Here is a 13645-nt window from a genome sequence, read left to right on the forward strand (position 1 = left end):
CAACATTCATCCGGGAAACTTTCTTGGCCAGTTTACAGCCAGATATTTTACATATAACTAGCCTATTTGATGGTTTTGGTGACAATTCAATACATAGTATTGGGAAATCAACACTAAAAATCCCAACGGCGGTTACTTTCTACGATGCAATTCCATTAATTGAAGAGGAAAAATATCTTAGTCCGAATCCAGATTATGAAAAATTCTACAGAACACAATTGAAATTTTTATCTAATGCAGATTTATTTTTAGCCATATCAGAATCTTCACGACAAGAAGCCATTACACATTTAAATTTAGATGCGTGCAAAATTACAAATATTGCTGCTGCTGTAGGTTTAGATTTTAAACCAAAAGAAATTAGCACATCAGAAGTGCAAAAAATTAGAACTCACTTTGGATTATCACGCCCATTCATTATGTATTCTGGTGCAACGGATGAACGAAAAAATCATCTCCGTTTAATAAAAGCATTTTCTTTGCTCTCCCCAGAAATAAAAGAAAAATATCAAATCGCAATTGTTGGTGGCCTACCAGATGAGAACAAAAATAAGTTTGAACAATACGCTAGCTATTACGGAATAAAACCAACAGATCTAATAATTACTGGCTCAGTCACTGATGAGCAAATGATCAATCTTTACAATATTTGTGATTTATTTGTTTTTCCTTCATGGCATGAAGGCTTTGGTCTCCCAGCATTAGAAGCAATGTCGTGTGGCGCAGCCGTGATTGGTTCAAATACAACAAGCATACCGGAAGTAATAGGACGAGAAGATGCTTTATTTGACCCATTTGATGCCAACTCAATCTGTGAAAAAATAACAGATGTTTTAACTAATGAGACTCTACGAAAAGAACTTTCTGAACATGGAATAGAATACTCCAAAAACTTCAGTTGGGATGAGAGCGCAAGAAGATCGATTTCTGCATTTGAAAAATTTTACGTGAGCAATCAAAAAAAATCCAACATCATAGATACAAGTACGCTTAATGCAGGACTGCTTTCCACTTTAATTAAAAATATATCTACAATCTCTAAAGCTACCTATCATCAAAAGGACTTGTTAAAAATATCAGAGGCGATATCTAACAATCATAAAACATCAGATAATAAACAGTTATTAATAGACATATCTCAACTAGTTAATGTAGACTCAAAAACAGGAATACAGCGTGTCGTACGCAGTATTCTTTATGAACTATTAACAAGTCCACCTAAAGGATTCACAATAGAAGCTGTTTATGCTACAAGTGAAAAAAATGGCTATAAATATGCGAGAAGATTTATTAGTAATTTTTTAAACCTACCGACTATTGATATTGATGACGAATCAATAAACGTATTTAATGGCGATATATTTTTAGGCTTAGATTTACAACCTCATGTAGTTTTAAAACAAGCATCTACTTATGAAAATTGGAAAAATATCGGCGTCAAGATTTATTTTACGATTTACGATTTACTCCCAATTTCACTACCAAATAAGTTCCCAGATGGGGCATATTCCGCGCACTCGAAATGGCTAACCATTCTAGGGAAAGCTGATGGTGCATTATGTATTTCTCGAGCAGTTGCGGATGAAATGGCTGATTGGCTAGAAACATGTAGCCCTAAAAGACTTCGCCCATTTAAATTAGGATGGTTTCATCTAGGCGCAGATGTATCAAGCTCTGTGCCTAGTCTAGGTTTTACAATTGATAACGAAAACACTCTAAAAAAACTATCTAACTGCCCTACCTTTTTAATGGTAGGGACAATTGAACCGCGTAAAGGGCAAATGCAAACGCTATTAGCCTTTGAAGCTCTATGGGGGCAAAGTATTGACGTTAATTTAGTTATTGTCGGCAAACGTGGCTGGAATGTCGATTTTACTGATTGAAATGTTGCGCAATCATCCCGAACATAATCAACGCCTATTTTGGCTGGATGGTATTAGTGATGAATATCTAGAGAAAGTCTATGCCGCTTCGACCTGCTTAATTGCAGCCTCTGAAGGCGAAGGTTTTGGTTTACCACTGATTGAAGCAGCACAACATAAGCTGCCAATTATTGCGCGGGATATTCCTGTTTTCCGTGAAGTTGCTGGTGCTCATGCGCACTTTTTCTCAGGACTTACACCAGCTGATCTTGCCAATTCGATTGCTGAATGGTTGCGTTTAGAACAAATGGGTAAAGCGCCTTATTCAGACTCTATGCCTTGGCTTACATGGCAGCAAAGCACACAACAATTATTAGATGTGATACTCGGTGAGCAATGGTATCAAGAATGGATGCCTGATGATGTTCATCGCTATTGGGGTAGCGATCAGCGCTTAGGTACGCAAGTCGGCATACGCTCTGGGCGAAATATTGAGGCTAACGGCAAGGCAGGCTATCTGTTGTTTGGCCCATATTTAGCACTAGCTGCTGGGCAATACCAAATTGCGCTGCACGGCCATTTTGGCGTGAATGGTGCACAGGGTGCACTACTTGATATCGCCAGCGAAAGTGGCACGTTAGTGGTTAGCACTGCCCCCCTAGTTGACACACACAAACCCCTGCTTAATCAGCCATGTATTTACCTTGGAACACGCCACTAGCGACTTGGAAGTGCGTGTTTGGGTAAATGAAGGCACCGAATTAACCATTAGCTTGCTTGAAATTGCGGCGCACAGCGATAACGACAATCAAATTGTGCTTGAACACCAAGTTCAAGCCAACGAGCCAAGCGTAGCACCTGAAGCACAAGCCCAAAAAGTTGAGGTATCTACTTCCACGCCATCAGAATCAAAGGCTAGCAATAAATACCCAAATAAAAAACCAAGCCCATCTTATTCAAACAAACGTAAAAACAAACGCTAACCCTTTTTTGTACCCACTAGGAATGTATTAAATGAAAACAGCAATTATCACTGGTATTACTGGTCAAGACGGCGCCTATCTTGCCGAGCTTTTGCTCGAAAAAGGCTATGTTGTTTACGGTACATATCGCCGGACCAGCTCAGTGAATTTTTGGCGTATTGAAGAATTAGGCATCCAAAAAAATCCTAATTTGCATTTAGTTGAATACGATTTAACTGATTTAAGCGCTAGCATTCGCTTGCTACAAACCACTGGCGCCACCGAGGTTTACAACCTTGCGGCACAAAGCTTTGTTGGCGTGTCGTTTGACCAGCCACTGGCTACCGCCGCCATTACCGGCATTGGCCCAGTGCATTTGCTAGAAGCGATTCGCATTGTTAACCCAAAAATTCGCTTTTACCAAGCCAGCACTTCAGAGATGTTTGGCAAAGTGCAGGCGATTCCGCAAATCGAAAGCACGCCGTTTTACCCGCGCAGCCCTTATGGCGTTGCCAAGCTATATGCCCATTGGATGACGATTAATTACCGCGAAAGCTACGATATTTTTGCTTGCAGCGGTATTTTGTTTAATCACGAATCACCTCTACGCGGCCAAGAGTTTGTAACTCGCAAAATCACCGACAGCATGGCCAAAATCAAACTAGGTCTGCTCGATGTGTTGGAACTTGGCAATATGGATGCCAAGCGCGATTGGGGCTTTGCCAAAGAATACGTTGAAGGCATGTGGCGTATGCTGCAAGCCGATCGTGCCGATACCTATGTACTGGCAACCAACCGTACCGAAACCGTACGCGATTTCGTTACCATGGCCGCTAAAGCCGCAGGCTTTGATTTGGTATGGCAAGGCGAAGCAGAAAACGAAACGGCTATTGACCGTGCCAGCGGTAAGACTTTGGTGAAGGTCAATCCAAAATTCTATCGCCCAGCCGAAGTTGAATTGCTGATTGGTAATCCAGAAAAAGCTAAAAATGAATTAGGCTGGGAGCCAAAAACCACGCTCGAAGAATTATGCCAAATGATGGTTGATGCCGATATTCGTCGAAATCAAGCTGGGTTTTCTTTTTAATATTTAATCGTTAATTATTAACGAACGGATTGCCTCTATGATGCCAAGCAAAGCTTTTTCTGGTCGGGTTATTTTTGATCACCTTCCCAAAACCGCCGGACAAGCGATTAATGCTTGGCTCATAGAGGAATTAGGCTCTGGCAGCGTGACACCTAATTTAATTGGCGCTCATCAAGATTTGATTCGCCAATACGGCGGAATATATTCAATTATTAGTGCACATATTCAATTTGATATTCAAGAAGCACTTGATCCGCGTTATCAATACATAACCGTTTTTCGAGAGCCCGTCGAACGGGTCGTATCTTGGCTCTATTTCGTCATTAATAATCATGATGATACACAATTACCTGAGACAAGAGCAGAAGCAATCCAAGTATTACAATCCAATGGTAGAGATATTCCCAGCCCTATTCTTAATCATATTTCTAATGGATATGTTGAACACTTTTGCCGTATAAATGGCACTGGTTTAGAATCAGATAGCGAAAAGGTGGCCAATGCTTTTTTGATCATCCAGCAATATGATGCCGTTGGTTTATTTCATGAAATTCCACAATTTCTTGCTGACGTATCTCAACTGATTAGCATACCGATGCAAAAAGAAATCGCTCGGGTTAATGTTACAAATAAGCGCCCTGAAGTCAAAAAATTTATCGCATGAATTGCGACAAAAAATCATCGAGATTAATCAACTTGATATAGAGTTGTTTTCTAAAATTTTAGAGTGGAAAAAGTCGATAAAAAAAACGGCAACACAAAACATTTATTTAACACAAAAATCATGGCTAAAATATGAATTACCAAAAAACAAAATTCGTGACTTCATTAGCGATGAAATAACAATAAACGCCGTACAACTTAGAAATGATAAAGTTGTTCAACACGGTCAGTTAATTGCATTCGACGTAGATTTCTTTATCGCCAAAGACATTAACGAATTAGAAATGGGCATTCATATTTTTTGATGCGGATAAAAAATGGGCTTTTGGCACCAATAGCAGTTTATTGCGGCTGCCAGCCCAGCGATTGCAGCGCGGTGCTTATCGCGTTAGCCATCATTTGATTGCCGATTTACCCGCAGGCAAATACACCGCTGGCTTTGCATTTGCCGAGCTGACTGCAGCAGGCCCACGCGAATTAGCGTGGCACGATGTATTGTGCGAATTTGAAGTGCATTACAATACCAGCCAGCCTTTTGCTGGGTATGCTTACCTACCCGCACAAATGAGTGTTTCCCCGCTCTATACCCCAAAGAACCATCTGTTTAAAAGCCATGATCCGCGCTTACAGCATCAAGTCGGGGTGCGCAGTGACGCCTATCTCAGTAGCAATGGTGAAGCGGGTTTTTTGATGTATGGGCCTTATCTGGCCTTGCCCGCAGGGCGATATCAGCTACGCATTCACTGCGAATGCCAAAACTTTATTGCCGCAGGGGCTAGGTTGGATGTGGTGATGGCATCGGGTGCCATTGAGCTTATGGCCTGCGATCAAATTGATCTTGATTCAGCGGGCTGTATTGTGATGCCGCCAATTACGCTTGATCAGCCGTGCAACGATTTAGAAGTCCGTATTTGGGTTAATGAGCAAACTCAGCTACAAATTATTCAGCTTGAGATTACACCTAATTATTTTTAATTTATTAAAGGGTTGCTATGTTAACCGCATTAATTACTGGTATTAATGGATTTACTGGCCGCTATCTCGCGGCAGAATTACAGCAAGCAGGTTATCGCGTTATTGGCTTGGCTCATCAAGCCAGCGCTACGCCAATTCCCAATGTGGATAAGGTTTATGCTTGCGATTTGGCCGATCAAGCGGGTTTAGCGCAGGTTTTAGAGCACGTGCAGCCCGATGTTGTGGCGCATTTGGCGGCGGTTTCTTTTTTGTTGCGCATGGTGATGTCGATGCGATTTATCGCAGCAATGTGGTCGGCACGCGTAATTTATTACAGGCGATTAAGCTCGCTAAGCATCGCCCTCGCGCAGTGTTGTTGGCCAGTAGTGCCAATATTTATGGCAATACCGATATTGATTGCATTGCCGAATCGACCCCGCCAGCGCCAGCTAATGATTATGCCGTTAGCAAAATAGCAATGGAATATGTGGCTAAATTATATGCCGACGATTTGCCACTCATTATTGTTCGTCCATTTAATTACACTGGCGTGGGCCAAGCGCCGCAATTTTTATTACCAAAAATTGTTGGCCATTTTGCGCGCGCCGTGCACCAGTGATTGAGCTGGGTAATTTAGATGTTTCGCGTGATTTTTCTGATGTGCGCATGGTGGTATCGGCCTACCGTCGTTTATTAGAAACCCCTGCGGCCATTGGCGGCACTTTTAATGTCTGCAGTGGTGAGGCTTTTAGTTTGGCCGAAGTGATTGCTATATTGGCCAAATTATCCAACCATGAATTAGAGGTTCGAGTTAATCCAGCATTTGTTCGGGCGAATGAAATTAAAAAATTTTACGCGGTGATCGTCATTATCTTGAGTCAGTCATTGGCCCTATTGCGGCGTTTCCTCTGGTTGATACTTTGCGCTGGATGCTTGAGGAGGGCGAGTGGAAGTAATTTTATCAGTAGAAGCACTTAAGCCCCCGCTTACAGGTATTGGCCGTTATACATGGGAAATCGCCAAACGAATTAATCACTCAAAAGAATTAAATTCTCGTTTTTATTTAAACGGCCAATGGATCGCCCCGAGTAGTATTAATGACGCACATCATGTGAATTTGCAGCCCACTGCCAAGTGGTTAAATTATTTGCCACGCAAAGCTAAAAAATATTATTGGCAGCATACTGGGCGTAACACTGTATTCCATGGCCCTAATTATTTTGTCCCACCTTGGGCCGAAAACGCAATTGCTACGATTCATGATCTTTCTGTATTTAAATTTCCAGAAACGCATCCCATTGAACGAGTAAAGCAATTCGAGAGGCTATTTACTGCATCGGTTAATCAAAGCGCATACCTTAATTACTGATTCAGAAGCCGTGCGCCTTGAATTAATTGATTTTTTAGCCTGTGATCCAGCCAAAGTGCATGCCATTGGCTTAGGCACCAGTGCGCATTATCGCCCTTATTCTGCAGCCGAATGGCAGGCTGTTATGCCTGCCAGTGGTTTACGCTTTAAACAATATGCTTTATGTGTATCTACATTAGAGCCACGCAAAAATATTGATTTACTGTTAAAAGCCTATCGCCTATTGCCTATTTTATTACGCCAAGCAAAACCTTTAGTTTTAATTGGTTCGGCTGGCTGGGCAGGAGACGATTTAAAGCAGGCAATTGCAAATGCAGTGGCTGAAGGTTGGTTAATTCATTTAGGCTTTGTTGATGAGCAATTGCTGCCCTATTATTTTGCTGGCGCATGTAGCTTTATTTACCCATCAAAATATGAAGGATTTGGCTTACCTATTATTGAGGCTATTGCCAGCGGTACGGCGGTAATTGCCAATGATATATTATTGCGGTGTTACGTGAAGTTTCTAAGCAAAAAGCTCAGTATGTTAATCCAGAAAGCTTAACTGATTTTGCTAAAACAATAGAATCTTGTTTAGAAGATTTAATATGGCAAAGCGAGATACTTCATCATACTGAAACAATTAAAGCGTATTATTCGTGGGATCGGTGTTATGCAGCAACACAGCAATTGTACGCAAAATCAATTTAGCATTGATTAGCCCGAAAGCTTTATTAATTAAATGCTAAACGTTGAAACTAGCTTGCCTGCAACTGCAATCCTTTGCAGGCAAGAAGTAACCACTAAATATTAAATACTATTTGTATCAGACAGCTTGATCACGAATAATTGGCTCTATTTTTTCAATAATAGCTTCAAAACTTTGCTGTATAGATTTCAGATTGGTGTTAATCAACAAGTCAGGTTTTTCTGGTTTTTCATAAGGTGATGTTAGACCCGTAAAATTATTTATTTGTCCTGTTTTAGCTAAATGATAAAGCCCTTTTTTTGTCATGCTGAGCTGCCTGCTCTATTGGCATATCAAGATGAATTTCAAAAAATTCGTCAGCCGAAAATAATGCTTTAGCTGCAGCTCGATCTTTAGCAAATGGTGAAATAAAAGCTGTGATTACAATCAAGCCAGCATCAACCATTAAACGTGATACATGGCCAATACGGCGAATGTTTTCTTGTCTATCTTGCTCACTAAACCCTAAATCTGCATTTAATCCTTGCCGCACATTATCGCCATCTAGTACGCAGCTATGGTAGCCTAAATTGTGCAAATAGCTATCAAGCAAATTGGCCAAAGTTGATTTACCTGAGCCAGATATACCCGTAAACCAAATTAATATAGGTTTCTGTTTTTTTAATTGCGACCTTTGCAATTTTGAAACCTTATACAGCTCAGTCGTTAAATTATTTTGCTCCGCAATGGATGTTTTATCTTTACAATTGGCAACAAAGTAATCATTTCTAAAGCTCGGTTTTTGGTAATTCAAACACTTCACCATCTAAATTATTAACTTCGCCTCCGGCAGCTAAAAGTACGGCGTGCCCTGCTGCGGTATCCCATTCCATCGTTGGGCCTAATCTAGGGTATAAATCTGCTTGTCCTTCGGCAATTAAGCAAAATTTCAATGATGAACCGGCAGGAATAATTTCAGCTATTTTTTTATCGGCTAAAAAATCTGTAAGTAGTTGCTCATTGGCATGGGAACGACTACCTAAAACGGTTAACCCTTGCTCTGGTGGTGTTCGACAATTTAGCAGCTTTCTACCGCCATTTTGTAATACAAATGCATTTTTCTCTGGAATACCGGCATAGAGTTTTCCAAGCGCAGGGGCATAAACTACACCTAGGATTGGTTGACGATTTTCAATTAATGCAACATTAATCGTAAACTCACCATTACGCTTAATAAATTCTTTAGTACCATCGAGAGGATCTATCATCCAAAACTTAGCACCTAATTTTATTTTCTCTTGCTGGCTAATTTCTTCCGATATAATTGGTATATTTGGCGTTAATTTTTTTAACCCTGCTACTAAAATTTCATTTGATTTTAAATCAGCCAATGTTAAAGGTGATAAATCATTTTTTATCTCGACTTTAATATCTTCTGAATAAATGTCCATTACTGCATCGCCAGCTTGCTGACAAAGTTCGATTACGCTCTCTAACATAGAAAATGTCCTGATCAAACTAAATCAACAATTTAGCTTGGATATTAAAATTACCTTGATAAAGACGGCCTAAATATTAGGATCTTTTGTCTTTATCAAGGGTGAATCAATAGCCAACTCTCAATATTTATTTAATTAAATGTATTGATGGTGCTGGTTACTGGATATGTGATTGAGAAAACCACGTTCAAGAATTTTTGTAGTTCTGTAATCGGCGAATTAGATACATACAACAAATCCTTGCTTTCTATCGGGAAGCTTTGCGCGGCAAAGAAACTCGCTGGATCAGTCAAATCTAGTCGATAAATCACCGGGGATTTTTCCATTGGCAGTGGCGTATGTTGATTTATCTTGCCATGCCAGTGCATTTTTATTTTCAAATCGGAAAATAAACACCCCAGCGGCATGTGCACGTGAGTCTTGTAATCCACCGACTCGGCCTAATGCTTGCGCTAGCGTAATGCCTTGGCCTTCAAAATTAATCTCGTCATTTTTGCCGGTTGCGCCGAGCACGGTAAAACTAAATGGCTGGAATAATGCAGTCACCACATCACCCGGTTGCAGCGTAATATTTTGCAGCGGATCACGAATAACTTGTTCCAGTGGCATGCTTTGCACTTGAACGCCACGCGTTAATTGCACTACGGTTTTATTAATGGCTTGTTTTGTGCCACCTGCAGCGGCCAGTGCATCAAGCAGTAATTCACCGCGTGGTGTGAGTGGCATGCGAACACTGCTATTTACATCACCAATGACGGTGGCGTATGAAGTGGTATTGCGAGTTAATCTCACATTCACTTGTGCTTGGTTGGCTTTGCCTTTTAGGCGCTGGGTAATTTCTTGCTCTAATTCGTTGAGCGGTTTACCAATGACATTGATTTTACCGGCAAAGGGCACGGTGATAATGCCGTTAGTATCTATTGTTTGTTCTGGCAAAATAACAATTCGGCTATTGCCTGATGTATTCGAATTACTGGTGATTGCGCTAAATAAGGTTGCTGGTGGCGCTTCCCATACCGAAATCTCGATTGCATCACCTGCTGCTAAACGTTTTTGTTTTAAAGCCTCAGTACCAAATTGTTTTCTAAAATTAGCTTCTTGCCGTTGTGCCAGCAAATCTCTTGCTACTTGTTCATTAATATCAACAACCTGAATCCCGCGATTATCTAAATTAGTACTAGTTTGAGATGTTATTGCTGATGTGCTTGGGCCTGATGTTGGCACACTTGAGCATGCGCTCAGCATAATCGCTAAGCACGATACTAATAACTTAGCTTCACGATTCAATTTAGAAATTGTTTTTTTTGGCATATGACTTCTATTAAAATTAAGATCTAGCTCAATCGCGCTGGTTTCCCTTCGCAACCTCTATGCACTACAAATTGATTGTTATCAATTTTAAACCATTTACCGGCACATCAAATTTAAACTATTGCTTAGTTCTTTATTATTATTTGCTTGTATAGTAACTAGCAAATAATTTTAACTGCGATAGAAAAACATTATACAATACAATTAAGAATAATTGTCACGGTGTAATTTTTAGCTCAATCTCTTAGCCAAAAACAATTACCCCATAATAAAACAAATAAAATCAACCACTTACAGTGCAATTCATCAAATTAAATTGCAATTAATTCATGGAAATACAAACAATGTCTCTTATTCCAGTCATCCTTTGCGGTGGCAGCGGTACTCGTCTTTGGCCTATGTCTCGCGGAGGTTATCCCAAGCAATATTTACCACTGGTGGGTGAGCATTCTTTAGTCCAACAGGCCGCATTGCGTTTAAAAGGTTTTCCTGGTGCGCTTGCGCCAATTTTTATTTCAAATACTGATCAGCGATTTTTGCTTGCTGAGCAAATGAATTCAATTGCAGTTAAACCACAAAATATTGTATTAGAGCCGGTAGGCCGTAATACGGCCCCTGCTGTTGCAGTGGCCGCTATTTTGGCGCAGCGGGTTAATCCTGATGCTTTAATTTTAGTTTTGCCATCTGATCATGTAATTCCTAATCAAGCGCTTTTTCATCAATTAGTTCAGCAAGCGAGCGAGATTGCGGCCAACGGTAAATTGGTGACTTTTGGTATCAAGCCCGAGAGTGCGCATACTGGTTATGGCTATATTCGCCGTGGTGCCGCATTAATGGCGGGCGGTACTTGTTTTGAGGTGGATCGTTTTGTTGAAAAGCCAGATTTAAAACGGGCCCAAGAATTTGTTGATGATGGTAATTACTATTGGAATAGTGGGATGTTTTTATTTAAAGCATCGACTTACCTTGCTGAATTAGGTCAATTTAGCCTAGAAATTTTAAAGCAGGCCGAATTAGCCATTAGCAATGGCCAGCAAGATCCCGATTTTATGCGGCTTGATACTGCAGCTTTTGCTGCTAGCCCAGCTGATTCTATTGATTATGCCGTAATGGAAAAAACGGCCCATGCGGCGGTGATTGAGGCCGAAGGCTTAGGCTGGAATGATATTGGCTCGTGGACTGCGCTAGCCGAGATTACCCCTAAAGATGAATTTGAAAATAGCCAAATTGGTGATGTTATCGCCGAAAATACGCGCAATTGCTACATTCGCGCTGATCATCGTATGGTTGCTACGGTGGGAGTGCAAGACCTGATTATTATCGAGACCGCAGATGCGATTTTGGTTGCCCACCAAGATCAAGCGCAGGATGTAAAGAAAATTGTTGAGCGTTTAAATGCTACCGGTCGTAGCGAATCGGTGACGCATCGCCGAGTGTATCGTCCTTGGGGTTGGTATGAGGGCTTGGATGAGTGCCAGCGTTTTCAAGTAAAACGTATTTTAGTGAGTCCAGGCCGCTCGTTAAGTTTACAAATGCATCATCATCGTGCCGAGCATTGGATTGTGGTTAAAGGCACGGCGTTGATTGTGAATGGTTCACAAGAGCTGATGTTGTCTGAAAACCAGTCAACTTATATTCCATTGGGTACCACGCACCGATTGACTAATCCGGGCAAGATTCCATTAGAGATTATTGAAGTTCAATCGGGCTGCTATTTAGGCGAGGACGATATTGTGCGTTTTGAAGACCAATATGGCCGTCAAACCGCCACAGAGGTGTAGTTTGATGTCAAATTTAACTTGTTTTAAAGCTTACGACATACGTGGCCGCTTGGGTGAAGAGCTCAATACTGAGATTGCTTATCGTATTGGCCGTGCTTATGGTCAGTTTTTACAGGCCAAACGGATTTGTGGTGGGGGCGATGTACGAGCAACTTCGGCTGAGCTTAAATTAGCTTTGGCCAATGGCCTGATGGATGCTGGCGCAGATGTCATCGATATTGGCATGACGGGCACAGAAGAGATTTACTTTAGTGCTTTCCATTTAGATGTTGATGGTGGCATTGAGGTCACAGCGAGCCATAATCCGCTGGATTTTAATGGTATGAAACTAGTACGCCGTGGTGCTCAACCAATTAGTGGCGATTCGGGTTTGCGCGAGATTCAACAGCTAGCCGAGGCCAATGAATTTACGCCGGTATTGCAACGTGGTGCGCTTACTACACTGAACATTTTGCCGGACTATGTGCAGCATTTGCTGACGTATATCGACCTGAAGCAATTGCGCCCACTCAAATTAGTGGTGAACTCTGGTAATGGCGCAGCCGGGCATGTGATTGATGCGCTTGAAGCTCAGTTTAATCATCACGGGGTGCCGATTGAGTTTATCAAGGTACATCATCAGCCTGATTCAAGCTTTCCGAATGGTATTCCAAACCCATTACTGCCAGAGAACCGTAGTGATACGCAAAATGCGGTGATTAAACATGGTGCAGATATGGGGATTGCTTGGGATGGTGATTTTGATCGCTGCTTTTTGTTTGATGAAACTGGCGAGTTTATCGAGGGGTATTATATTGTAGGTCTTTTAGCTAAAGCATTTCTAAAAGATACCCATAATCAAAAGATTATTCATGATCCTAGATTAACTTGGAATACGATTGATGAAGTAAGCGCAGCCGGTGGCGTGGCGATTCAGAGCAAAACAGGTCATGCATTTATTAAAGAGCGTATGCGCCAAGAAGATGCAATTTATGGTGGCGAGATGAGCGCACATCATTATTTCCGCGATTTTGCTTATTGCGATAGCGGGATGATTCCTTGGTTGTTGGTGGCGCAATTATTGAGCCAAACCGGAAAACCACTTTCTAGTTTGGTTGCCGAGCGTATTGCGGCATTCCCATCATCGGGCGAGATCAATTATCAGGTGGCCGATGTTACAGCGACGATTACGCGAATTCGTGCTTTGTATGCACCACTAGCCGAACATATTGATGAGACTGATGGTGTTGGTATGGAGTTTGCCGATTGGCGCTTTAATTTACGTGGCTCGAATACCGAACCTGTGATTCGCCTAAATGTTGAGAGCCGCGCGCAATGCAGCTTTAATGCAAGAAAAAACCGCCATACTCATCCAGCAAATTCAAGGCTAGCCTATCGCTGGAAAAACCGTTTCGTTCTCTTCTACAAGCAATGCCGCTCACTTTATTTACAGTGAGCGGCATTTTTTTTACGGTTTATAAACGAAAAGCGCTCCAGCGCGGCGGGAAACC

Annotated in this window: 17 protein-coding genes and 1 pseudogene; 14 read left to right on the forward strand and 4 right to left on the reverse strand. The window is 41.5% G+C overall.

The annotated features are described in order from the left end of the window. The first annotated feature begins 23 nt into the window (after positions 1–23). The 12 genes and pseudogenes from GKO28_RS07660 to GKO28_RS07710 all read left to right on the forward strand — a co-directional run bounded on the left by GKO28_RS07660 (position 24) and on the right by GKO28_RS07710 (position 7441). A complete protein-coding gene (locus GKO28_RS07660; RefSeq protein WP_203564007.1) occupies positions 24–1883 on the forward strand; it encodes a glycosyltransferase in 1860 nt (619 codons plus the stop codon). Next, complete coding sequence (locus tag GKO28_RS07665) at positions 1864–2583, forward strand: glycosyltransferase (protein ID WP_203564008.1); 720 nt, start codon at positions 1864–1866, stop codon at positions 2581–2583. Before GKO28_RS07660 ends, GKO28_RS07665 begins: the two co-directional genes overlap by 20 nt. Continuing rightward, entirely contained in the window at positions 2567–2845 is a 279-nt protein-coding gene (locus tag GKO28_RS07670; protein ID WP_182075868.1) for a hypothetical protein, read from the forward strand. Before GKO28_RS07665 ends, GKO28_RS07670 begins: the two co-directional genes overlap by 17 nt. A 31-nt stretch (positions 2846–2876) precedes the next feature. After that, positions 2877–3911 (forward strand): GDP-mannose 4,6-dehydratase, encoded by a 1035-nt coding sequence (gene gmd, locus GKO28_RS07675; RefSeq protein WP_182075869.1) that lies wholly within the window; start codon positions 2877–2879, stop codon positions 3909–3911. Positions 3912–3948: 37 nt separating this feature from the next. After that, a complete protein-coding gene (locus GKO28_RS07680) occupies positions 3949–4575 on the forward strand; it encodes a sulfotransferase domain-containing protein (RefSeq protein ID WP_182075870.1) in 627 nt (208 codons plus the stop codon). A gap of 43 nt (positions 4576–4618) precedes the next feature. Next, a complete protein-coding gene (locus tag GKO28_RS07685; RefSeq protein ID WP_203564009.1) occupies positions 4619–4879 on the forward strand; it encodes a hypothetical protein in 261 nt (86 codons plus the stop codon). 40 nt (positions 4880–4919) lie between these two features. Next, complete coding sequence (locus GKO28_RS07690) at positions 4920–5549, forward strand: hypothetical protein (RefSeq protein ID WP_182075872.1); 630 nt, start codon at positions 4920–4922, stop codon at positions 5547–5549. A 17-nt stretch (positions 5550–5566) separates the two neighbouring features. Beyond that, positions 5567–5740 (forward strand): annotated as a pseudogene (locus GKO28_RS22750) (NAD-dependent epimerase/dehydratase family protein); the annotation flags it as partial. Next, positions 5710–6147, forward strand: a complete 438-nt coding sequence (locus tag GKO28_RS07695) for an NAD-dependent epimerase/dehydratase family protein (protein ID WP_247646423.1) — start codon at positions 5710–5712, stop codon at positions 6145–6147. The pseudogene GKO28_RS22750 and the gene GKO28_RS07695, both read left to right, overlap by 31 nt. Further along, positions 6144–6506 carry a hypothetical protein gene (locus GKO28_RS07700; RefSeq protein WP_203564011.1) on the forward strand — a complete coding sequence of 121 codons (363 nt, stop codon included), beginning with the start codon at positions 6144–6146 and terminating at the stop codon, positions 6504–6506. The genes GKO28_RS07695 and GKO28_RS07700 overlap by 4 nt, the downstream gene beginning before the upstream one ends. Next, positions 6475–6897, forward strand: coding sequence for a hypothetical protein (locus tag GKO28_RS07705; protein ID WP_182075873.1), 423 nt, complete (start codon positions 6475–6477; stop codon positions 6895–6897). Before GKO28_RS07700 ends, GKO28_RS07705 begins: the two co-directional genes overlap by 32 nt. A 124-nt stretch (positions 6898–7021) precedes the next feature. Then, entirely contained in the window at positions 7022–7441 is a 420-nt protein-coding gene (locus GKO28_RS07710; protein WP_182075874.1) for a glycosyltransferase, read from the forward strand. 261 nt (positions 7442–7702) lie between these two features. On the opposite strand, the gene GKO28_RS07715 is transcribed toward GKO28_RS07710, so the two are convergent. The 4 genes from GKO28_RS07715 to GKO28_RS07730 all read right to left on the reverse strand — a co-directional run bounded on the left by GKO28_RS07715 (position 7703) and on the right by GKO28_RS07730 (position 10374). Next, positions 7703–7891: an adenylyl-sulfate kinase gene (locus GKO28_RS07715; protein WP_203564012.1), complete on the reverse strand. Its 189-nt coding sequence runs from the start codon at positions 7889–7891 to the stop codon at positions 7703–7705. Then, positions 7860–8378 (reverse strand): adenylyl-sulfate kinase, encoded by a 519-nt coding sequence (gene cysC, locus GKO28_RS07720; RefSeq protein ID WP_203564013.1) that lies wholly within the window; start codon positions 8376–8378, stop codon positions 7860–7862. Before cysC ends, GKO28_RS07715 begins: the two co-directional genes overlap by 32 nt. After that, on the reverse strand, positions 8353–9063 hold the full coding sequence (gene cysQ, locus GKO28_RS07725; protein WP_203564014.1) for a 3'(2'),5'-bisphosphate nucleotidase CysQ: 711 nt from the start codon (positions 9061–9063) through the stop codon (positions 8353–8355). Before cysQ ends, cysC begins: the two co-directional genes overlap by 26 nt. Positions 9064–9348: 285 nt before the next feature. Further along, positions 9349–10374, reverse strand: coding sequence for a polysaccharide biosynthesis/export family protein (locus GKO28_RS07730; protein WP_203564015.1), 1026 nt, complete (start codon positions 10372–10374; stop codon positions 9349–9351). A 344-nt stretch (positions 10375–10718) separates the two neighbouring features. On the opposite strand from GKO28_RS07730, the gene GKO28_RS07735 reads away from it, so the two are divergent. Continuing rightward, positions 10719–12155, forward strand: a complete 1437-nt coding sequence (locus tag GKO28_RS07735; RefSeq protein WP_182075875.1) for a mannose-1-phosphate guanylyltransferase/mannose-6-phosphate isomerase — start codon at positions 10719–10721, stop codon at positions 12153–12155. A gap of 4 nt (positions 12156–12159) precedes the next feature. Next, complete coding sequence (locus GKO28_RS07740) at positions 12160–13590, forward strand: phosphomannomutase CpsG (RefSeq protein WP_182075876.1); 1431 nt, start codon at positions 12160–12162, stop codon at positions 13588–13590. The last annotated feature ends 55 nt before the right edge of the window (positions 13591–13645 follow it).

This window comes from Deefgea sp. CFH1-16, assembly GCF_016881365.1.
Classification (GTDB): Bacteria; Pseudomonadota; Gammaproteobacteria; order Burkholderiales; family Chitinibacteraceae; genus Deefgea.